The 21448-nt window shown below is 42.9% G+C and carries 19 protein-coding genes; 7 read left to right on the plus strand and 12 right to left on the minus strand.

Features of this window, described 5'->3' with window-relative positions; genetic code table 11:
* The first annotated feature begins 67 nt into the window (after positions 1 to 67).
* Positions 68 to 1441 carry a 3-isopropylmalate dehydratase large subunit gene (gene leuC, locus I592_RS11655; protein WP_010780007.1) on the plus strand — a complete coding sequence of 458 codons (1374 nt, stop codon included), beginning with the start codon at positions 68 to 70 and terminating at the stop codon, positions 1439 to 1441.
* Positions 1441 to 2025 carry a 3-isopropylmalate dehydratase small subunit gene (leuD, locus tag I592_RS11660; protein ID WP_010780006.1) on the plus strand — a complete coding sequence of 195 codons (585 nt, stop codon included), beginning with the start codon at positions 1441 to 1443 and terminating at the stop codon, positions 2023 to 2025. Before leuC ends, leuD begins: the two co-directional genes overlap by 1 nt.
* Before the next feature lie 61 nt (positions 2026 to 2086).
* On the opposite strand, the gene I592_RS11665 is transcribed toward leuD, so the two are convergent.
* The 5 genes from I592_RS11665 to I592_RS11680 form a co-directional block, all read right to left on the minus strand.
* Positions 2087 to 3853 carry an ABC transporter ATP-binding protein gene (locus I592_RS11665; RefSeq protein ID WP_010780005.1) on the minus strand — a complete coding sequence of 589 codons (1767 nt, stop codon included), beginning with the start codon at positions 3851 to 3853 and terminating at the stop codon, positions 2087 to 2089.
* A gap of 36 nt (positions 3854 to 3889) precedes the next feature.
* Positions 3890 to 4591, minus strand: a complete 702-nt coding sequence (locus I592_RS11670) for a MarR family winged helix-turn-helix transcriptional regulator (protein ID WP_010780004.1) — start codon at positions 4589 to 4591, stop codon at positions 3890 to 3892.
* A 167-nt stretch (positions 4592 to 4758) separates the two neighbouring features.
* Positions 4759 to 4893: a FeoB-associated Cys-rich membrane protein gene (locus I592_RS21020; RefSeq protein WP_010780003.1), complete on the minus strand. Its 135-nt coding sequence runs from the start codon at positions 4891 to 4893 to the stop codon at positions 4759 to 4761.
* Entirely contained in the window at positions 4881 to 7043 is a 2163-nt protein-coding gene (gene feoB / locus I592_RS11675; protein ID WP_010780002.1) for a ferrous iron transport protein B, read from the minus strand. The genes I592_RS21020 and feoB overlap by 13 nt, the downstream gene beginning before the upstream one ends.
* Positions 7044 to 7514: a FeoA family protein gene (locus I592_RS11680; RefSeq protein ID WP_010780001.1), complete on the minus strand. Its 471-nt coding sequence runs from the start codon at positions 7512 to 7514 to the stop codon at positions 7044 to 7046. It lies immediately after the preceding gene.
* A 378-nt stretch (positions 7515 to 7892) separates the two neighbouring features.
* Between I592_RS11680 and nrdH the strand changes: the two genes are divergently transcribed.
* From nrdH to I592_RS11705, 5 genes are all read left to right on the plus strand, one after another.
* Positions 7893 to 8111, plus strand: a complete 219-nt coding sequence (gene nrdH / locus I592_RS11685) for a glutaredoxin-like protein NrdH (protein ID WP_010780000.1) — start codon at positions 7893 to 7895, stop codon at positions 8109 to 8111.
* Positions 8112 to 8263: 152 nt separating this feature from the next.
* The gene (gene nrdE, locus I592_RS11690) at positions 8264 to 10423 is read left to right on the plus strand and encodes a class 1b ribonucleoside-diphosphate reductase subunit alpha (RefSeq protein WP_010779999.1); all 2160 of its coding nucleotides are present in this window, start codon (positions 8264 to 8266) and stop codon (positions 10421 to 10423) included.
* Between the two features lie 66 nt (positions 10424 to 10489).
* Positions 10490 to 11455, plus strand: a complete 966-nt coding sequence (gene nrdF / locus I592_RS11695) for a class 1b ribonucleoside-diphosphate reductase subunit beta (protein ID WP_010779998.1) — start codon at positions 10490 to 10492, stop codon at positions 11453 to 11455.
* A gap of 90 nt (positions 11456 to 11545) precedes the next feature.
* Positions 11546 to 12244: a helix-turn-helix domain-containing protein gene (locus tag I592_RS11700; protein WP_010779997.1), complete on the plus strand. Its 699-nt coding sequence runs from the start codon at positions 11546 to 11548 to the stop codon at positions 12242 to 12244.
* Complete coding sequence (locus I592_RS11705) at positions 12136 to 13113, plus strand: IS3 family transposase (RefSeq protein ID WP_244265182.1); 978 nt, start codon at positions 12136 to 12138, stop codon at positions 13111 to 13113. Before I592_RS11700 ends, I592_RS11705 begins: the two co-directional genes overlap by 109 nt.
* 212 nt (positions 13114 to 13325) lie before the next feature.
* Here I592_RS11705 and I592_RS11710 read toward each other — a convergent pair whose 3' ends face one another.
* From I592_RS11710 to I592_RS11740, 7 genes are all read right to left on the minus strand, one after another.
* A complete protein-coding gene (locus tag I592_RS11710) occupies positions 13326 to 14030 on the minus strand; it encodes an MgtC/SapB family protein (RefSeq protein WP_010779995.1) in 705 nt (234 codons plus the stop codon).
* A gap of 72 nt (positions 14031 to 14102) precedes the next feature.
* On the minus strand, positions 14103 to 14810 hold the full coding sequence (locus I592_RS11715; protein WP_010779994.1) for a pseudouridine synthase: 708 nt from the start codon (positions 14808 to 14810) through the stop codon (positions 14103 to 14105).
* A gap of 110 nt (positions 14811 to 14920) precedes the next feature.
* Complete coding sequence (gene nagB, locus I592_RS11720; RefSeq protein ID WP_010779993.1) at positions 14921 to 15622, minus strand: glucosamine-6-phosphate deaminase; 702 nt, start codon at positions 15620 to 15622, stop codon at positions 14921 to 14923.
* 174 nt (positions 15623 to 15796) lie between these two features.
* Positions 15797 to 16936 (minus strand): mannitol-1-phosphate 5-dehydrogenase, encoded by a 1140-nt coding sequence (locus I592_RS11725; protein WP_010779992.1) that lies wholly within the window; start codon positions 16934 to 16936, stop codon positions 15797 to 15799.
* Position 16937: 1 nt separating this feature from the next.
* Entirely contained in the window at positions 16938 to 17375 is a 438-nt protein-coding gene (locus I592_RS11730) for a PTS mannitol transporter subunit IIA (protein ID WP_010779991.1), read from the minus strand.
* Positions 17376 to 17406: 31 nt separating this feature from the next.
* A complete protein-coding gene (locus I592_RS11735) occupies positions 17407 to 19458 on the minus strand; it encodes a BglG family transcription antiterminator (RefSeq protein ID WP_010779990.1) in 2052 nt (683 codons plus the stop codon).
* 87 nt (positions 19459 to 19545) lie between these two features.
* Entirely contained in the window at positions 19546 to 21303 is a 1758-nt protein-coding gene (locus tag I592_RS11740) for a PTS mannitol transporter subunit IIBC (RefSeq protein ID WP_010779989.1), read from the minus strand.
* Between the last annotated feature and the right edge of the window lie 145 nt (positions 21304 to 21448).

Here is a 21448-nt window from a genome sequence, read left to right on the forward strand (position 1 = left end):
TGATACTCATTCATGGTATTAGCAGTACTTAACAACGAACTATTTTTATGGAGAAGGAGCAAAAACTATGGGAAAAACGCTATTTGATAAACTTTGGGATCGACATGTCGTTTACGGTGAAGAAGGTGCCCCGCAATTACTTTACATTGATCTGCATTTGATTCACGAAGTCACCTCCCCTCAAGCCTTTGCGGGAATTCGTGAGGCGGGGCGGACGCTTAGACATCCAGAGCGGACTTTCGCTACGATGGATCACAACACTCCGACTGTGGATATTTTTAATTTCACGGATCTGATTGCCAAAAAACAAATCTATACACTCAAGGAAAATTGTCAGGAGTTTGACGTGCAGCTTTGCGACAATGGCAGTGAGCGTCAAGGAATCGTCCATATGGTAGGTCCTGAAACTGGACTGACACAGCCTGGAAAAACCATCGTTTGCGGCGATTCACACACTGCGACACATGGTGCTTTCGGCGCACTCGCTTTCGGAATTGGTACGAGTGAAGTGGAACACGTTTTTGCTACTCAGACATTGTGGCAAAACAAACCAAAAAATATGGGGATCAAAATCACCGGAAAATTGCCAAAAGGTGTTTATGCGAAAGATATTATTTTGGCACTGATCGCCAAATATGGTACGGACTTTGGTGTGGGATACGGGGCGGAGTTTTATGGAGAAACAATCGAGAACCTCTCCATGGAAGAGCGTATGACGATCTGCAACATGGCCATCGAAGGCGGTGCTAAAATCGGCTTGATCGCTCCAGATGATAAAACGTTTGATTACGTTGCGGGTCGCGAATACGCCCCTGCCAACATGGATGCGGCGCTCCGAGACTGGAAGGAATTGTACACCGATGATGACGCAACATACGACAAGCTGCTTACTCTAGAGGTCAATGAATTGGTGCCATTCATCACTTGGGGGACCAATCCTGAAATGGGCGTCCCTTTTGATGGGACCTTCCCAGCGGTCACCTCTCCTGATTTGCAAAAAGCGTACGACTATATGGATCTAAAGCCAGGACAAACACCAGCAGATATTCCTGTGGGGTATGTTTTCATCGGCTCGTGTACCAACGGACGATTGTCTGATTTGCAAGAGGCGGCGAAAATCGTTAAAGGAAAAAAAGTCCACGACAACGTCACTGCGATCGTGGTTCCTGGTTCGCGTCCCGTTCGCAAAGCGGCCGAACAAATTGGCTTAGACAAAGTATTTATCGAAGCTGGTTTTGAATGGCGCGAGCCCGGCTGCTCGATGTGCTTGGGTATGAATCCCGACCGCGTTCCTTCTGGTGTCCATTGTGCTTCAACTTCTAATCGGAATTTCCAAGGACGCCAAGGAAAAGACGCTCGGACTCACCTGTGCAGCCCCGTGATGGCTGCACTAGCCGCCATTCATGGAAACTTCGTCGATAGTCGCAAGGAGGTCATCTAATGGAAAAATTTACGATCTATACTGGAAAAACGGTCCCACTCATGAACGACAATATTGATACCGATCAAATCATTCCAAAAGGCTTTTTAAAACAGGTCGACAAAGCGGGTTTTGGGAAGCACCTTTTTGATGAATGGCGCTTTTTAGAAGACGGCTCACCGAACCCCGAATTTATTTTGAGTGCACCAGAACGGAAAAACGCTTCGATCTTGATCTCTGGTGAAAATTTCGGCTCCGGATCTTCCCGTGAACACGCTGCTTGGGCGATTCAAGATTATGGCTTCAAAGCAGTGATCGCCGGCAGTTATAGTGATATTTTCTATATGAATGCATTAAAAAATGGGCTGTTGCCGATTCGTGTAGACCAAGATGTTCGTGATCGTCTAAGCCAGCTTCCCGCCGACGAGGAAATCACGATTGATTTGCCGAAGCAGGAAATCCAAACTGCTGAAGCCAACTATGCGTTTCCGATTGATCCAACATGGAAGGATAAATTAGTCAAAGGGCTGGATGATATCAGTATCACGCTGCAATATGAAGAGGCCATCACCGCTTACGAAGAAGCAATGCCAGATTACAAATAAAAAGAAAACCGCTCTAAAACTTTACAGATGAAAAGTTTTGGGGCGATTTTCTTTTCTTTTGTTAATTCACAACTTGTTCTTGTACATATTGTGCATAGAGCGGATGTGTCTCGATCAGCTCGCTGTGAGTGCCGTGACCCGTCACTTCTCCTTTTTCAATGAAGTAAATGTGATCCGCATCTACGATTGTTGATAGACGGTGAGCGATCACCAAAGTGGTCCGGCCTTCCATCAATTGATCTAGCGCACGCTGCACTTTTTCCTCAGACTGTGAGTCTAAGCTGGCTGTCGCTTCATCCAACATCAAGATTTTAGGGTCTCGCAAAAATGCACGCGCAATGGCGATTCGTTGTTTTTGACCATCCGATAATTTCACGCCGCGCTCTCCAAGCTCTGTTTCCAATTGTTCTGGAAAGTCGCGAACAAATTGATCTGCGTAAGCCAATTCCAAGCCGTGCCATAATTCTTCTTCCGTCAATGTCCGATCCAACCCGTATTGGAGGTTTTCACGAATACTTCCGGCGAACACCGCACTGTCCTGTGAAACATACCCGATTTGCGAGCGCCAATTTGCTAGGCTGAGGTCATCGATTGTTTCCTCGCCTATCTGGATCGCACCTTCTGTTGGCTGATAAAACCGTTCCAGCAACGCAAAGATCGTAGATTTTCCACCGCCGCTTGGTCCGGCAAACGCGATCACCGTGTTTGGCTTCGCCTCAAAGGAGACATTTTTCAAAATCGGACGATCTGCTACATAATGGAAAGAAAGATTTTCTGCTTTGATCGTCTTTCCTGCAACATCAACTTCTTTTCCTCTTTCAATAGGTTCTAGCTCTGTTTTCAGGATCTGCTCAATCCGTTCCGTCGCTCCCATTGCTTTTTGGACTTGTGAGAAAAACATCGCAAAGCTGGCCGCGGGCATCATGATATTAAACAGATACAAGAGAAAGGCCACTAATTGTCCGCTGGTCAATGTCCCTGCTTGGACACGAACCGCTCCATATCCTAGGATACCTACGAACAAGCCTAGCATGACCGTCGTGATGATCGGCTGCAAGACAGCTTCAACTTTGGCATCCTTAATGCCCAGACTAAAAATCTTATCGATAAATGAACGCCCGCTGTTCTTTTCAAACGTTTCACCGTTGCTGGCTTTGATCAGGCGGATCTCAGACAATTTTTCACTGGCCTCGGCATTAAAATCCGCTGTGGCAGATTGCAGCTGACGCCCTAAGCGTGACATGATCCGACCAATCGGCATCATGATCAATGCCATGATCGGCACCGCTAGAAACATCATCGCTGCCATTTTCCAATCCATGATGAATAGGATGATCATGGACCCAACAAGCTGGATCGCACCGGTAATAAAGTTTGGAAATTGCGTAGCCACCAAATCCTTGATCACTGTCGTATCGTTCACTAAACGAGAACTGCTTTCTCCTGATTTGTGGTCGTCATAGTAGCCCACCGGCATTTGCAACAAATGACTCCATAATTTTTCCCGTAATGTTTTGACCGCACTCTCTCCTACGTAGCGCAACAAGAAGCTCCCGATTGCTCCAAATGCTAATTGTGCCGCAAAGGCTAAAACTAACACGATCAGCATCGTTTTATCGATCTTCGCTAATTTACTCGTGTCTATTAAGCCTTTCGTCAATTGCGGTACGATCAAGCTCGCACCACTCGTTAGCAAACTTAAAAACAATCCTAGAGCAAATAACGCTTTCTTCGGATTGACACTTGTAATCAAGCGAATAAAATCCTTTAATTTATAGGTACTTTTCGTTTTTGGCTGCTTTTCCGCCATACTCATATCCCGATCCATACTTGTTCCTCCTTGTTCAAAGCAGTGACCTGCTTTTTAAAAATCTTCCCATTCTGTATCTTCTGTTCTTTTTGTCTTCTCTTTTTTATCAAAGCAATCTCGATTGCCCCAAAAATCATGGCGGAAATCTTGCTTAAAGTTACGAGAAAAATCCCTAGAGGCATTTCTCATCTCACGCTGCATTTGATGCCTCATTCGATGCTGCTCCTCTCGTGAAAGGTTTTGCCAATCTTCTTGCCAGTTTTCAGCAAACTGATCCCGCATGGCTTGCATCTGACGCAAACGATCCATGGGATCAACGAAGCGTCCCGCCTGCTTTTGGAATTCATCCTGCCAGCCAGCAGAGATTTTTTGCAAGTAGTCACTAAATTGCTCTTGCTCCTCTTTCGTCAATCCTGCAAAAAAGACATCGCTTCTGTCTTCACCGACATGATTGAAGGACTGTGCCTTTTGTTTTCCTTTTTCAGTGAGAAAAACACGTTTGATTCGTTTGTCCTGCGCTTCTTCCTTTCGTGAGACGTCTCCGCTCTTTTCCATTTTCTTCATTAATTCAGCCAACGAACTTGGTCGAATATCTAGGATCTCAGCTAGCTGACTTTGAATCAAGCCATCTTCTCTTGCCAAAATCGCGAGAACACGCTGCTGACCATTTAATTTTTGTCTTTGACTCATAAACGCGTTGCTGGCAGAACTGATAAAACGCAGCTGCCGCATCAACTCTTTCGTAAATTCACTCATCCGAATATTCCTCTTTTCAATTTGCTAAAAGTTCGGTACCGAACTTTAATTCGTTTGCTATTATAGTTCGGTACCGAACAGTTGTCAACACCTTTGCAAAAAAAGTTTCTTATACCCTATTCGACAAAAAAAGACCCGATGCTGTTCATCGAGTCTTTCAAAAAAAATTAATGTTTTTGCTGTTCTTCTTTTACCGGACAGCTGCTGCCGCAATCTTCACAGGAATTGCCGTTCTTGATTCGGCGGTAAATGATCACTCCGGCACCGCCAAAGATCACTATGCTTAAAATTATAGTTGCCATTCTTTCACCTCTTTGATCTCTTCGATCGTAACTGTCGGTGTTTTCTTGATTGGTTTTCTTACAACAAAGTAGATCATTCCCAACAGAACGATCGCCGCAAGAATCAACCCAATGCCGATCTCGCCATTTTCAAAAATCACATGGCCAAATTGATAAACAATAAAGCTCACCGCGTAAGCCAGTCCACACTGGTAGCCAATCGCTCGCCACGTCCATTTGATATCCCCCATCTCACGATGAATCGCTCCGATCGCTGCGAAACACGGCGCACACAACAGGTTAAAGACTAAGAACGAATATCCGGCAACAGGTGTATAGGCCCCCTGCAAGGATTTCCAGATCTCCACGCCGTTTTCTGCCACTTCTGCGTGACGATACAAAATACCAAAAGTGCCGATAACATTTTCCTTCGCAACCAATCCTGTGATCGCTGCAACAGCACCACGCCAATCGCCCCATCCTAAAGGTGCAAATAACGGCGCGATCACTCCGCCTAAAGCGGCTAAGATACTATCATTTTCGTTCACAGATTGTAACGAGAAGTTGTAGCTTGAAATAAACCAGATCACGATACTAGAAACAAAAATAATCGTTCCTGCACGTTTAACAAAAGCTTTACTGTGATCATACGTGTAGCGTAATGTATTTCCGATTCTAGGCATATGGTACAACGGAAGCTCCATAATAAATGGCGCTGGATCTCCAGAAAAGAGTTTCGTTTTCTTCAATGCGATCCCTGATAAAACGATCGCTCCCATTCCTACAAAGTAAGCCGACGGTGCGACCCAACTGCTGTTAGGGAAAAATGCGCCAGCGATCAAAGCAATGATCGGCAGCTTCGCTGAACAAGGCATGAAGGTCGTCAACATCGCTGTCATTCGCCGATCCTTTTCATTCTCGATCGTCCGACTCGCCATTACTCCGGGCACTCCGCAGCCTGTAGCGATCAGCATTGGGATAAACGATTTCCCGGACAAACCGAACTTGCGGAAAATCCGGTCCATCACAAAGGCGATCCGAGACATGTATCCGCAATCCTCTAAAAGCGCTAAGCACAGGAAAAGGACCATGAGCTGCGGAAGGAAGCCTAATACGGCCCCGACCCCTGCGAGGATACCATTTAAGATCAATTGTTGCATCCATTCTGCGACATTCCACGATTGGAGCATCCCACTGACAGCGTTTGGTACGATATCGCCAAACAAATTGTCGTTCACCCAATCGGTGCCCATTGCTCCGATGGTTTGGATGGCAATATAGTAGATCAGCCACATCACTAAAGCAAAAATCGGCAACGCCAAGAAACGGTTCGTTACAATGTGGTCGATTTTATCCGAGATCGATAGCTTAAATTGATCTTCGTCTACCACACATAGGGTTTTTAGATGGGTAATAAAATTGTACCGCTCATTAATAACTAAGCTTTCCGCATCTTCCCCGAAAATCTTCTCAGTGATTTTGATGATTTCCATGACTTCTTTTTGCTGGATCGAACTAAGATCCAGATCCTCTTTGGCACGTTCATCTCGTTCAAATAGTTTCACGCTGTACCAACGGCTATACTTGACGGGAGCAGTACTTCCTAAGACCTCTTCAATCTCATTCAGTGCTGCCTCTAATCGATTGTCATAATGAGGGAAGGTGATTTCTTCTGTCCCTTTTTTGATGAGATGAAGAGCTTCATTGATTGCTTTGTCCAAGCCCCAATTCTTTAGCGCGCTGACGCCGACGACGGGAACACCTAGCGCATACGCCAATTTCTCTAAGTTTATTTGTTTTCCGCTTTTTTTGATGACATCCATCATATTCACGGCGACGACAACTGGAATCCCTGTCTCGATCAATTGAGTGGTCAAATACAGGTTCCGCTCCAAGTTCGTTCCATCGATGATATTAACGATGGCATCGGGCGTTCCAGACAATAAATAGTCCCGAGCAACGACTTCTTCAGGAGAATACGGAGAAAGAGAATAGATTCCCGGAAGATCATCGATGATCACTTCCGAATCCTTTTTGTAGATGCCTTCTTTTCGCTCTACAGTGACCCCCGGCCAGTTGCCGACAAATTGATTCGTTCCTGTCAGCACATTAAACGTACTGGTTTTCCCGCTATTGGGATTTCCTGCTAAAGCAACATGCAGTTTTGCCATCTATTCCGCCTCCTTCGACACGACCACCATCTCTGATTCGCTTTTTCGTAAACTCAGCTCATACCCTCGTACGCGCAATTCGATCGGGTCGCCTAATGGAGCCAACTTCACTACTTTGACTTGGGTTCCCTTAGTCAACCCCATATCCATCAACCGCCGCTTCACAGCACCAGTCCCATGAACATTTACCACGACCCCTTGTTCTCCGACACGCAGTTGATCTAAAGGCACCCACGCCTCCTGATCTTCCGTTAGGTCTTTCACAAGTATTTTTTTTAATAAAGACTGGGATAGTGCCAGCCGTGTATTGTGTAATAAAACAATGCCATTCTCACCAGAGTGATTGACGACGGCAACTTTTGAGCCGACGATCATTCCTAAATCTTGCAGTCGATGCTTTAAATCATTTTCTAGAGTCATTTCATCAATTTGTACGACTTGGTTTAATGAAACATCTGCCAAAGTTGTCATATACTCCTCCACCTAACCCTAATTAATAATGAGAATCTTTCTCACTAAGAATAGCTTCATTTGATAACAAAGTCAATAAATGGTCGAAGATTTTCTTTCAATTCTGAGCAACTTGTTTGACATTCACTGATTTATTTGTTTTCACAACTTGTTTTTCGTTATTAAAAAAACTTTTTTATCGTAAAAAAACACGAAATCCCTCATTTGATTATCCTGTAAAGGGATTTTCCTTTGAAATAGCCCGTTTTCAATGTTTTTGCAAAAAACACAAAGAGTAGTATACCAATTAATTTACACCACAATATATGGTGTTTAACGATTGACTTTTTCCCTACATCTTTTATACTAGTAATTGTAGAAATCAAGGGAGGTCGTCTTATGGTAAAAGTATATTCAAAAAACAATTGCATGCAATGTAAAATGGCGAAACGTTATTTAACTGAAAATCATATTTCATTCGAAGAGGTCAACATCGACAACGAGCCAGAAGCTCTAGGTTTTCTAAAAGATCAAGGTTTCCAGAGTGTCCCAGTTATTTTCGGCGGACAACAAGCCATCATCGGTTTCCGTCCAGATCAATTGAAAGCATTAGCGTAGTTCGAAACTTTGCGATCCGTGATTGCAAAGTTTTCTTTATTTAATCAGTTAGGTTTTTCGCAGAAACGGACGATCAAACGGGCATTAATATAGATAGAAAATAAAATAGACAAAAAATGAACAGACACTATATATAGGAAAGATGTGACGAAATGAGTTTAAAAGACCTAGGTGAAGTATCCTACTTTAAATTGAACAATGAAATCAATCGTCCAGTCAATGGACAGATCCCCCTTAACAAGGACAAAGATGCTTTAGCCGCTTTTTTTAAAGAGAATGTAGAACCAAATACCCACACGTTTTCTTCAGTACAAGAAAAAATCGACTATTTAATAGAAGAAGAATTTTTAGAAGCTGAATTTATTGCGAAATATACCCCTGCTTTTATTGAAAAACTCTTCCGCTATTTAGATGAGCAGCACTTTACCTTCAAATCATTTATGGCAGCGTACAAGTTCTATTCACAATATGCCTTAAAAAGTAACGATGGCACAGAATATTTGGAAAGCTATGAAGATCGCGTAGCCTTTAATGCGTTGTATTTTGCGGATGGCGACGAAGCATTGGCTTTGTCTTTAGCAGATGAAATGATCCATCAGCGTTACCAACCAGCTACCCCTTCTTTTTTGAATGCTGGACGCAAACGTCGCGGTGAATTGGTGTCATGTTTCTTGATCCAAGTAACCGATGACATGAACAGCATAGGTCGTTCGATCAACTCTGCCCTGCAATTATCACGAATCGGTGGCGGCGTTGGGATCAATCTTTCTAATTTGCGTGAAGCCGGCGCGCCGATCAAAGGATACGATGGCGCAGCAAGCGGTGTTGTCCCAGTCATGAAATTGTTTGAAGATAGTTTTTCTTATTCAAACCAATTGGGCCAACGTCAAGGAGCTGGCGTCGTGTACTTAGACGTCTTCCATCCAGATATCGAAATGTTCTTATCTGCTAAGAAAGAAAATGCCGATGAAAAAATTCGTGTGAAGACTCTTTCACTTGGTGTGACTGTCCCAGACAAATTTTACGAATTGGCTCGTAAAAATGAAGACATGTATTTGTTCAGCCCTTACGGTGTTGAACGTGAATATGGTGTGCCTTATTCGTATGTCGATATCACGAAGGAATACGACAATTTAGTCGCAAATCCGAATATCCGCAAGAAAAAAATCCGTGCCCGTGATCTAGAGAATGAAATCTCTAAATTGCAGCAAGAATCTGGTTATCCGTATATCATCAACATCGACACAGCAAACCGTGCCAATCCAGTAGACGGAAAAATCGTTATGAGTAACTTGTGTTCAGAGATTCTACAAGTACAAACACCTTCTACGATCAATGGTCGTCAAGAATATGATGTTTTAGGTACCGATATTTCTTGTAACCTTGGCTCAACGAATATCGTCAACTTGATGGAAAGTCCAGATTTTGGTCAATCCGTTCGGACAATGGTGCGTGCGTTGACTTTCGTTACCGACGAATCAGATATCGAAGTTGTTCCCTCCATTCAAAATGGTAACAGCTTGAACCATACGATCGGTTTAGGTGCGATGGGCTTACACAGCTTCTTTGCAAAACACCTGATGGAATATGGTTCAGAAGAATCGATCGACTTTACCAATATTTATTTCACGTTGCTAAACTATTGGACATTAATGGAAAGCAAAGACTTGGCAAAAGAGCGGAACACCACGTTCCATAACTTTGAAAAATCTGCTTATGCCGATGGTTCATATTTTGATAAATACACGACCGGCGAATTTTCACCGAAAACAGACAAGGTCAAAGAAATCTTCAAGGATATCTTTGTTCCGACTGCGGAAGATTGGCAAGCGCTAAAAGAAGCGGTTCAAAAAGACGGTTTGTATCATCAAAATCGTTTGGCAGTCGCTCCAAATGGGTCGATCTCTTATATCAACGACACCAGTGCCAGTTTGCACCCAATCACTCGTTTGATCGAAGAACGTCAAGAAAAGAAAATCGGCAAAATTTATTATCCAGCGCCTTATTTGAATAATGATACCTTGCCTTACTACACTTCTGCCTATGATATGGATATGCGTAAAGTGATCGACGTGTACGCGACCGCGCAACAACATATCGATCAAGGTATGAGCTTGACCTTGTTCATGCGTTCTGAGATTCCTGAAGGCTTGTACGAATGGAAAACAGAAAGCAAACAAACGACACGTGACTTGAACATCTTACGTAATTACGCCTTCTATAAAGGCTGCAAATCCATTTATTACGTTCGGACATTTACCGATGATGCGGAAGAGATCGGTTCAAACCAATGTGAAAGCTGCGTGATTTAGAAAACACTTGCCTCTTGTGTTCATCACAAGAGGTACACTTATGTGATGAACGAAGGAGGAATATTCATGGCAGAAACGTATTATGAAGCCATTAACTGGAATGAGATCGAAGACGTCATCGATAAATCGACGTGGGAAAAATTAACGGAACAATTTTGGTTGGATACACGGATTCCGTTGTCGAATGACTTAGACGACTGGCGCAAATTATCTGAACTAGAAAAACAAACGGTGGGTTATGTTTTTGGCGGCTTGACCCTGCTAGACACCGTCCAATCAGAGAGCGGCATGGATCAATTGAGAGAAGATGTGCGGACACCTCATGAGGAAGCGGTATTGAACAATATCCAATTCATGGAATCCGTCCATGCAAAAAGCTATTCTTCGATTTTCAGTACGTTAAACACGAAAACGGAAATCAACGAAATCTTTGAATGGACCAATACGAACCAATATTTGCAAAAGAAAGCCGAACGAATCAATGAGATCTATAAAAACGGCACACCGCTGGAAAAGAAAATCGCCAGCGTCTTTTTAGAAACCTTCTTATTTTATTCTGGCTTCTATACACCACTTTATTATTTAGGAAACAATAAACTAGCCAACGTGGCTGAAATCATCAAGCTGATCATCCGTGACGAATCCGTTCACGGTACGTACATTGGTTATAAGTTCCAGCGTGGTTTCAACGAACAGCCAGAAGCAGAACAAGAACGGTTGAAGGAATGGATGTATGATTTATTGTATGAATTGTACGAAAACGAAGAACGGTACACGGAAGAATTGTACGATGAAATCGGCTGGACGGAAGAAGTGAAGACCTTCTTGCGCTACAATGCCAACAAAGCCTTGATGAATCTCGGCATGGACCCGCTCTTCCCAGATACCGCAGACGATGTGAATCCGATCGTAATGAACGGTATCTCTACAGGCACAAGCAACCACGATTTCTTCTCACAAGTCGGTAATGGCTACTTGCTTGGTCAAGTGGAAGCCATGAATGACGACGATTATTTGATTGGTTTAGATTAGATAGAGCTAAAGCTTGATAGGTGATACGCTCCCTATAAAGTAGACAAGGAAAAAACAAAAATCCAAGTCTACTTTATAGGGAGTTTTTGTATGTCAAAGAGAAGTATTTATTCTCCAGAAGAAAAATTTCAAATTATTTCAGAAGTGATGGATAAACGTCGTAGTGTGAACAGTGTCGCTAAGAAGCATTCCCTTTCTTGGACGACGATAAACAATTGGATTCGTAAATATAATGATGACGGAATCGAGGGACTAAAAGAAGCAACAACGTGGAATCAGTACGATAGTGGACAAAAGCAGGAGGCTGTTTTGGCTGTCATAAATGAAGAAATGTCTCTCTATCGAGCAACGACGTTTTTTCAAATTTCTTCGACCTCTGTGTTAAGAAGATGGGTTTCACGCTATACTAATGGGGAAACACTAAAATCAACAAGTAAAGGCAGTGTACCCAAAACCATGAAAAAAGGACGTAAAACCACCTATCAAGAGCTTATCGAGATCGCTCAATATACAATCGCTAATGAACTGAACTACGCACAGGCGATCGAAAAATATGATGTCTCTTACCAACAAGTGTACTCTTGGGTAAAGAAATACCAGCAACACGGAGAAGAAGCACTAAAAGACAATCGTGGACGAAACAAATCAAGCGAGTTCTTAACCGAAGAAGAGCGGTTGAAATTAAGAGTAAAAGAACTGGAAGCACGAAACAAGCATTTAGAAATGGAGAACGACTTCGCAAAAAAGTTACAAGAGATTCAACGGCGAAACCGGTCCTCACGTTCGTAAGAAACGTGGAACTCTATCAAACGATTTCAGAACTGCATGAAGAGAAGCACTATTCAATCACGAATCTCTGTCAATTGGCTGGGATCGCACGCTCTTCTTACTATAAATGGTTGAAGTGGAAACCCTCAAAAAAAGAACTTGAAAACAGAAAACTGGCAAAAGAGATCCAGAAGAAATATGACAGTAAAAAAGGCGCTATCGGGTATCGGCAAATTCGTATTCAACTGAATCGAACATTCAAGAAAAACTATTCTAAGAAACGTTATTACCGCCTAATGAAAGTACTTGGGATTAAAGCAGTGATCAAGAAAAAGCGTCCGACCTATGTAAAAGCAACGGAAGCTAACGTTGCAGAAAACAGGTTAAACCGCAAATTTATCGCTGAAAAGCCCAATCAAAAATGGTGTACGGATATTACTGAATTGAGATACGGCAATGGCCGAAAGGCTTATTTGAGTGCGATCATCGATCTTTATGATCACTCGATCGTTTCTTGGAAGCTCGGTCATTCCAATAATAATCCACTTGTCATGGATACTGTAAAAAAAGCCATGCGTAAGAATCCTGGCGTCAGACCGCTGCTTCATAGTGATCGCGGGTTTCAATACACCTCTTATGATTACAAAGCACTCCAAGTAAACTATAAATTCACCAAAAGTATGTCTCGAGTCGGTCGCTGCCTGGACAATCAACCGATCGAACATTTTTGGGGAACATTTAAAGAAGAAAAATTCTATCAAGAAAGCTATCAAAGCTTTGATGAACTAAAGAAATCTGTCAGTAGTTATATGCGGTACTACAATAATTATCGCTACTCTGAAGCGTTAAATGAGCTTTCACCAAACGAATTCAGAAGGCAAGCCGCATAAAAACAGGAATCGAGTCACTCGATTCCTGAATAGTATAATTTTTGTTTTTTGGCTGTCTACTTGACAGGGAGCACTTCAAGGACATTTCCTATCAAGCTTTTTTTGTTAACAGGCATCAACGAACCATTCCTCCTCTTTCGCCAGAGGGATTCGATCCTTCTCGGAACACCAAAAAAAGGTAAAATCATTTTTTGATGATTTTACCTTCTTTTTTAAACATTGATCATTCGAAGTTTGGTGATGTTCTTATACATCGACAAATCCTCGATCACATCGGTGTAATTCATGCCCCGCGGCAAGTCGATCGTATAGACATTCGTGTAGATCCGGTAATCATCCATAAAATCGACATCAAAATCGACGTCCTCTACTTCGATCTTTTTGCTGTCAAAATAATTCATGATAAACTCTTTTGTGGCTTCTCGATGAATGTAGCGGATCTCCAGCTTTTTGATTGAGTTGATTTTGATGATTCGTTTGACCACTGTCAACGCAAGTATGATCCCGACAAAGCTGCAAATGGCGATGGTATAATACCCCATGCCAATAGCGATCCCTAATCCGGCACCTGCCCAGATCGAGGCCGCCGTCGTTAGTCCTTTGACAGAACGGTTGCTGACCATGATCGTCCCCGCACCAAGAAAACCGATCCCGCTGACGACTTGTGCGATCAACCGCGCTTCATCTGCCCGAACGACCCCGACGAATTGCGGTTTGGCTGCGGCGTAGCGCAGGGCTTGGTCTGCGATCTCTACTTGGATCAATGCGATGATGGTCGCCCCCATACAGACCAAAATATGGGTACGAATACCTGCTGGACGATTTTTATACTCACGTTCGATCCCGATGGCGCCCCCCATGATCATCGCTAAAAAGAGCCGAAGCATGATTTCATAAACTGATAAGTGCAAATCCATTTGTGCACCACCTCCTCTATTGAAACACTCTCTTCTTTTCAAGTATAGCACGGTCAGAAAAAAAGGTTGCGTTTAACCTTTTAGTATCGCTAATTCTTCCTCAGACAGCGGGCGATAGCTGCCTTTAGCAAGGTTCTCAGGCAAGGTCAGCTTACCCATCCGAATTCTTTTCAGATAGGTTACTTCTTTGCCGCACGCTTTGACCATGCGTTTGACCTGATGGAACTTTCCTTCATGCAAAACGATTCGGACTTTCGACGTTTCCTCTGTGGTTTCATCAATAACCAATTCCGCTGGTAAGGTCATTTCTCCATCTAATGGCATTCCCTCCACAAAACGTTTTTGGTCTTCTGGCATCATCACGCCGCGAACTTCGGCAAAATATTCCTTCTCTACGTGCTTTTTCGGCGATAACAAATCATGGGCAAGCTTACCATCATTGGTAATCAGCAAAAGCCCCTCGGTGTCTTTGTCCAAGCGACCTACCGGAAAAAGATCGCTGCGAAAATCCGTCATGGAAAACAACGCCATGACCGTTCGATCCCGCGCATCCTCCGTCGCACTCACAACCCCTGCTGGTTTATGCAGCAGGTAGTAATAGAACTCCTGATAATGCAGCACTTCTCCTTGAAAAGCAATCGTATCTTTTTCGGAATCAATTTGTGTTTTATCTGATTTTTCAAGCTGCTGATTGACGGTGACCTGGCCCTTTTTGATCAGTTGCTTCACTTCTTTGCGACTGCCTAAGCCTGCTTCTGCTAAAAATTTATCTAAACGCATAGAATCCTCCCGTATCTTTTCTAGTTTTTACTATAGCCAAAGGAAGAATAAGAAGCAAGCAAACAAAAAAACACCAAGATCATTCAACCTTGGTGTTAAAAAGCAATGGATTATAGTTGGCTTGCTGCGTCTTCGTCAATGATGACTGTTACGTCTGCATGGTTTTGTAAAACACTTGCTGGGACGTCTGTCGTAACTGATCCTTCGATCATGTTTTTGATTGCTTCTGCTTTATCTGTACCGAAGGCCATCAATAAGATTTTTTTACTCTTCATAATTGAGCCGATACCCATTGATAATGCATGTGTTGGCACATCTTCCACTTTATCGAAGTTGCGTTTGTTTGCTTCGATCGTAGATTCTGTCAATTCAACGACATGAGTAGTGACGTCAAAAGATGTTCCTGGTTCGTTGAAACCGATGTGCGCATTGCGGCCGATGCCCAATACTTGTAAATCGATTGGATGATCCGCGATCACGCCATCATAACGTGTGCATTCAGCTTGTAGATCTTCCGCTTTTCCGTTTGGTACGAATGTTTCTTTAAACGGTTTTTTGTTGAATAATTGATCGTTCATGAAGTAACGGTAGCTTTGTACATCGTCACCAGATAAACCAACATATTCATCTAAGTTGACAGAAGTCATTTCTGAAAAATCTAAATCACTAGAAGTCATTTCTTTATATAAAGTTTCAGGGGTACTACCAGTTGCTAGTCCTAATACTTTTACGCCGTTTTCCATTCCATCTTTGATGAGTTCAAATGCTTTTTTTCCGCCTTCGTTGGCATCTTTCACGCGAATTACTTTCATGGGTAAACGCTCCTTTGTTGTTTTGGTATACACCAATTCTAACACCATCGATTGTATTTTACAACAAAAAAGTCTAGACCAAATAATTAAATTTTTATCATTCAGCATTTCATCCCTATCCAGAATTCCAAAAAAAATCCAGAACAGGCTTGCGCCTATTCTGGAGAAGAATCGTTACTGTTCGTATGTCGCTGTAATTTCTTCGATCAGTGCGTCGTCTTTTAGAGCCGTTACTTGCTGGATAACTTCTGCAAGTGACTTTTCTTTCAACAATTCGTGCAATTCAACACTTTGTTCGTCAGTTGGATCGTCGTATTTTAGGACCATCGCCACGACGTCGATCAAATTCGTGTACGTTAATCCACGATCTTTCAGCTCACGAATTGGGCGAATAAACCGTTCATCGTATCCAAGCTTGCGGATCGGTGTACGGGCGACGCGGCTGATGCTGTCAGAAATATAAGTATTTTCAAAGCGGCTAACGATCTTATTAATATAAGCTTGATGTTTTTCTTCATCAAATCCCCACTTATGAATCAATAAGCTGCCGGTTTCACCTAGCACTGCACGCAGTTTTTCTAAGACACGTTCATCCGCGATGGCTTCATCAATCGTTTTGTATCCTTCATAAGCCCCTGTATAGGCGACGGTCGCATGGCCTGTGTTAACGGAAAAGAGTTTCCGTTCGATATATGGTTCCAAATCTTCTACATATTCCACGTCAACGAGACGCAAGTCTTTATTTTTGCTTTGCGTTTCATCGATCACCCATTCACTAAACGGTTCTACAGACACGAATAAAGGATCTTCGTGATGCTGGATCGGTACAATACGATCGACTGCTGCATTAGGGAATCCGATGTATTGTTCCACATATTCTTTGTCTTCGTCAGACAAGAACGTTTGTACTTTTTCAAATAGAAATTGGCTGCCGCCGATCATATTTTCGCAGGCCACCACATCTAAAGGAGCCGTGTTGCCTTCATTGCGACGTTTTTGAATCCCTTTAGCGATCAATTCTGCGATAAATGGTAAAATATTCGGCCCAATCGCGGTCGTCACGATGTCTGCCTTACTGACGGAGTCGATCACCGCATCAGGATTGGTTTGATTGTTCAACCCATCCACGTTTGCGACATGAATCTCTTTTTGACTTTCATCAGCTAGCTGAATGGTGTATTCGTTCCGCTCGTTCAAAGCATTGATGATCGTTTCATTGATATCAACAAAATCGATTGAAAAACCATTCTTTGCTAAAATTTCTCCAATAAATCCGCGTCCAATATTTCCTGCGCCAAAGTGTGTTGCTTGCATCCTATTCTACCTCCTGAAGATAGCCCATGACTTCTTCTTTTGTTTTTGCATCTGCTAATTTGACCACATTTTCAACATCTGAACAGAAAATCGCGATCTTCTGCAAGATATCCAAATGCTCATTTTCGATTCCAGCGATACCAAATAATACCATCGCCACATCCTCTGTGTCGTCTTTACCAAAGTGAACGCCCGTTGGGACTTGAATCACTGAAATACCACTTTTCTTCACATAGCGTTTCGCTTCATCGGTTCCATGAGGGATCGCGATAAAGTTTCCCATATAAACAGAAACCAATTCGTTCCGTTCAATCATCGCATCGATATAGCCTGCTTCCACACAGCCAGCATCTACTAAAAGCTGCCCGCTCGCACGAATCGCTTCTTCCTTGTTGGCATATTTCTGGTCTAATAAAATCATTTCTGGCTTTAATTCCATTTTTAGTTCCCCCCGATTTTTTTTGCTTTCGCTAGTTTTCCCGAATCTCTTTGACAAATAAAGAGCTTAACAATTGATAGATGATTTCTTTATTGCCAAATTTGTAGATTTCAGTATTCAGATCACTCTCGATCACTGAGCTGCTGATTTTTCCTAATAGGCTTTGTTGGCTCTCCGGCATTGGATCAGGTGCGAGTAATAACAACACCCTGGTAAGTTCAATGCTTTTTTTATCCATTCCTTGAATCAAAAATTTCTGGTCCAAGTCGTAGATCGTAAATAATGGCTCTTTGACATGTGCATCCGCACAGTGGAACAACGCAAAATTGGTCTTTGGCACCCCGATCGGCGCCACTAAATAACGCTTGATCACTTTATCCGTCACCAATTTCGCATCCGAAACGATCGTGCCCTGCAACTGTTCGATGATCTCATCTAACGTCAACTCGATCGTTTCTCGTGCAGACACCTGCTTCACGTCAAAGTTCTGCAATAAGCTATTGGCTATCCGCATCGTCTCATAAATTTCATCAAAGGCTTCACTCGGCTCTTGTTCAGGCTCATCTGCTCGTTCGTTGGCTTTTTCTGGATGTAAGGTTTGGATGTACTCTTTGATTTCTTTGATTTCGTCATCCAATAATAGCGGTGAGATGACTTTGTAAGGCAAATGAAACCCTGGTAAAAAGACGGTCGCTAAAATCAAATCATAACTTTTATAATCCAACTGATTCATTTCTGAAATCTTGGCGACCTGTACTTTTTGGATCTCATTCAGATACTTATGGATACGGCTTTCTAAAATACGAGCTGTACCGATCCCGCTGGAACACAGGACCAAGGCAGACAATGCGCGTCCACTCGGATGCCGTTCCAACGATGTCGCAAAATGGATCACGACATAGCCTAATTCATCCGCAGTAAATTGATGATCCGGAAAAACAACCGCTAATTCTTTGATGATCGCTGTCGTCAACGCCTGATACTTATCACGAATTTTTTGCAGCAGCGGATTGTTTGCCCCTTGAATGACCGTCAGATTTCGCTTCAATGCCGCAGACATGTGTGCAGATAGATCTGTAAACAGCTGTTCATCTTTGCGAAAATCAATCTCCGTCGTTTCGGAAACCAGTCGGATCAATTCTTTGATCTTATACGAAAGCTCTACATCAAAACTATCAATAAAGATATTTTGCGGTCTCTTATAATTCACACCTTCGAGCTGAAAGGCAAAGAAACGAACTTCCTGCGGCGGTATGGACTGTTTGATCGTTGTCGCCACTTTGATCATGATTTGACTAGCAATCTGCATGCTTTCAGGTTTTGCCTTGTTCTCTTGTTCAACTTCCACGAATCGTTCTTCCATCATGCGATCAATAGATAATGCCAGTAAGATAAGCACACGCTGCAGCTGATTATCTGTGACTTGCTCAAACGCCTGCTGTGACACCTGTTCGAGAATTGTTCGTGACAGCAGTAAGTTTGACCGACTCAATAAATTTAAAAAGAAGCTGTCGGTAGTCACCGTCTCATCTTCTAATGAATCGATGTATTGAAAGAAATCAAATTCACTCACGCCGTTGTAGATCAAATTGCTCAATAACTGTCGTCGCTGTTTCTCTCGACCTTCGATGCGAATCCCGCGACCCTTTAATCGTTTCAACTCCAAGCGGTAATCAATCAAACTTTTTTCAATAGCGGACAAATCAGAAGTAATCGTCGCAGGACTTACTTTAAAGTCGATCGCCAACCCTTCGATCGTTTCTTCCTCATCCATCAATAATAAGGAACAAACAATCGCGCTTTGACGCTGCACGTTGTCCGTAAACAACTCCTCCTGCTTTTCCGTCAACTGCTGCTGCAGCCGCTCCAAATTCACTGACTCTCCCACGATTCGATACCCTTCCCCTCGTGGTTTGATGATCTGGATATCCTGTGATTTGATCGTTTTTTCAATGCTTGATATTTCTCGATAAACCGTCCGTTTGCTGACTTGTAAAATGTCTTGCAATTCTTCTGGTGTAATGCCATTCGGATAATCTAATAAAAGGGAAAGTATCTTTTTTTCGCGAATCGAAAAATACACAATATCTCCTCCAATACTTTCAAAAGGGTAAAAGCAGTGAGAATCCTCACTGCTTTAAGAGTAATACGATTCTGTATAAAAGACTACTTATTTCCTTAAATTTTGAATGACTTTGTCATATTTTTCTGAAGCGACCAGATCCGTCAAAGGCACATGTGTTGCGCTTGGTGCTTGCTGCTCTGCTTTGAGGGTTTCATCGTCGTTCGTGATGATCAACGCATTTGTTTCGTCCTTCAATGCATGGATCGGTTCGACTGCAACAGGATAAACCAAGTTGTTGTCCTTCAATAATTTTTTCAAGATCGTTGCGCCCATATTGGCAGATCCTTTTACTTGATCGTATCCAAAGACAATGTGATCGACTTTTGAATAGTCGGCTACGCCTTGTACCACATCATCTGTCAGCGGCTTTTTTTCGCTGTCACCCGTTGGTTCATTCGATAAGCGTTCAACGATTTCATCGTAGCGTGGTGAATTCATGAAGTTTTCTACTTGAACGAACGTTGCACTCGGTGCTTTTTGTGACGCACGTTCATGTAATTCTTCCTGTGTGACGATCAACGCATTCGGATCATCTGTCAAGTTGTTGATTGCTGAGTTCGATACTGGCAAGGATAAGCCTGCTTTTTTCACCTTGTCGCGTAGAACAGAAGCACCCATGGCACTTGATCCCATTCCGGCATCACAAGCAAAGATGATCTTGTTGACCGTACCAAACATTTCTTGATTTTCAGATTTCACTGCGCCTTGGCCTTTGCTTTGTGCTTTCGCACCCGCAACAGCTGCCTGAGTCGCTGCTAAATCGTCTTCTTCACTGTTGTCTGACTTGATAATGATCATAGCGACTAAGAATGAAACGGCACACCCGACGACGATCCCTGCTAAGTTGGCAAAGATTGCATTCGGCGGTGTCATCGCCATGATCGCGATGATCGAACCTGGTGATGCAGCTGCTCGTAACCCGGCACCTAACAATTGGAACGTAAATGTTCCGGCAACCCCACCTGCCATAACGGCTAGGAATAAAAGAGGTTTCATCATTACATATGGGAAGTAAATTTCATGGATCCCACCTAAGAATTGGATAATGATCGCGCCTGGTGCAGAAGATTTCGCCGCACCCTTGCCAAAGAATGTAAAGGCTAATAAGATTCCCAGACCTGGTCCAGGGTTTGCTTCTAATAAGAATAGGATTGATTTTCCAGATTCTGCTGCTTGTTCAATTCCAAGCGGTGTCAAGATTCCATGATTGATCGCGTTGTTTAAGAACAAGATCTTCGCAGGTTCAATAAAGATATTTGCCAGTGGCAGCAAGTGCATGTTGATGATTGATTCAACACCTGCAGCCATTAAATGTGTAGCCCCTTGAACGACTGGCCCAATTGCATAGTACCCGACGATCGCTAACGCAAACCCGATCAATCCAGAAGAAAAGTTGTTGACCAGCATTTCAAATCCGGCTTTGATTTTTTCTTGGAAAGCGTCATCAAATTTCTTGATACACCAACCACCTAAAGGTCCCATCATCATCGCTCCGATAAACATTGGAACGTCTGATCCGACAATAACACCCATAGCTGCGATTGCCCCTACAACTGCCCCACGTTGACCATGTACCATGCTGCCGCCTGTATAAGCGATTAATAATGGCAATAAATAAGAAAGCATTGGTCCAACTAATGTAGCAAGCTGTTCATTTGGAAAATAACCATCTGGGATAAACAGCGCTGTAATAACCCCCCACGCGATAAAGCCTCCAATATTCGGCATTACCATCCCTGACAAGTGACTTCCGAGACGCTGAACTTTCGCCTTAAGACCACTTTTCTGTCTAGTAGCTTCCATTTCTTTTTCCTCCTTAAGAAATAATTTAAAATGATTTCGTTTACATATTTATCATAGCGCCTCCAGTATCCGCTTTCAATGAAATGTAGATAGAGCTTTGGCACAGAAGTTTGTGACAACATTAAAAAGCCGTTCATCCGATAGA

Origin of the sequence: Enterococcus gilvus ATCC BAA-350 (assembly GCF_000407545.1) — a bacterium.
Taxonomy (GTDB): Bacteria; Bacillota; Bacilli; order Lactobacillales; family Enterococcaceae; genus Enterococcus_A; species Enterococcus_A gilvus.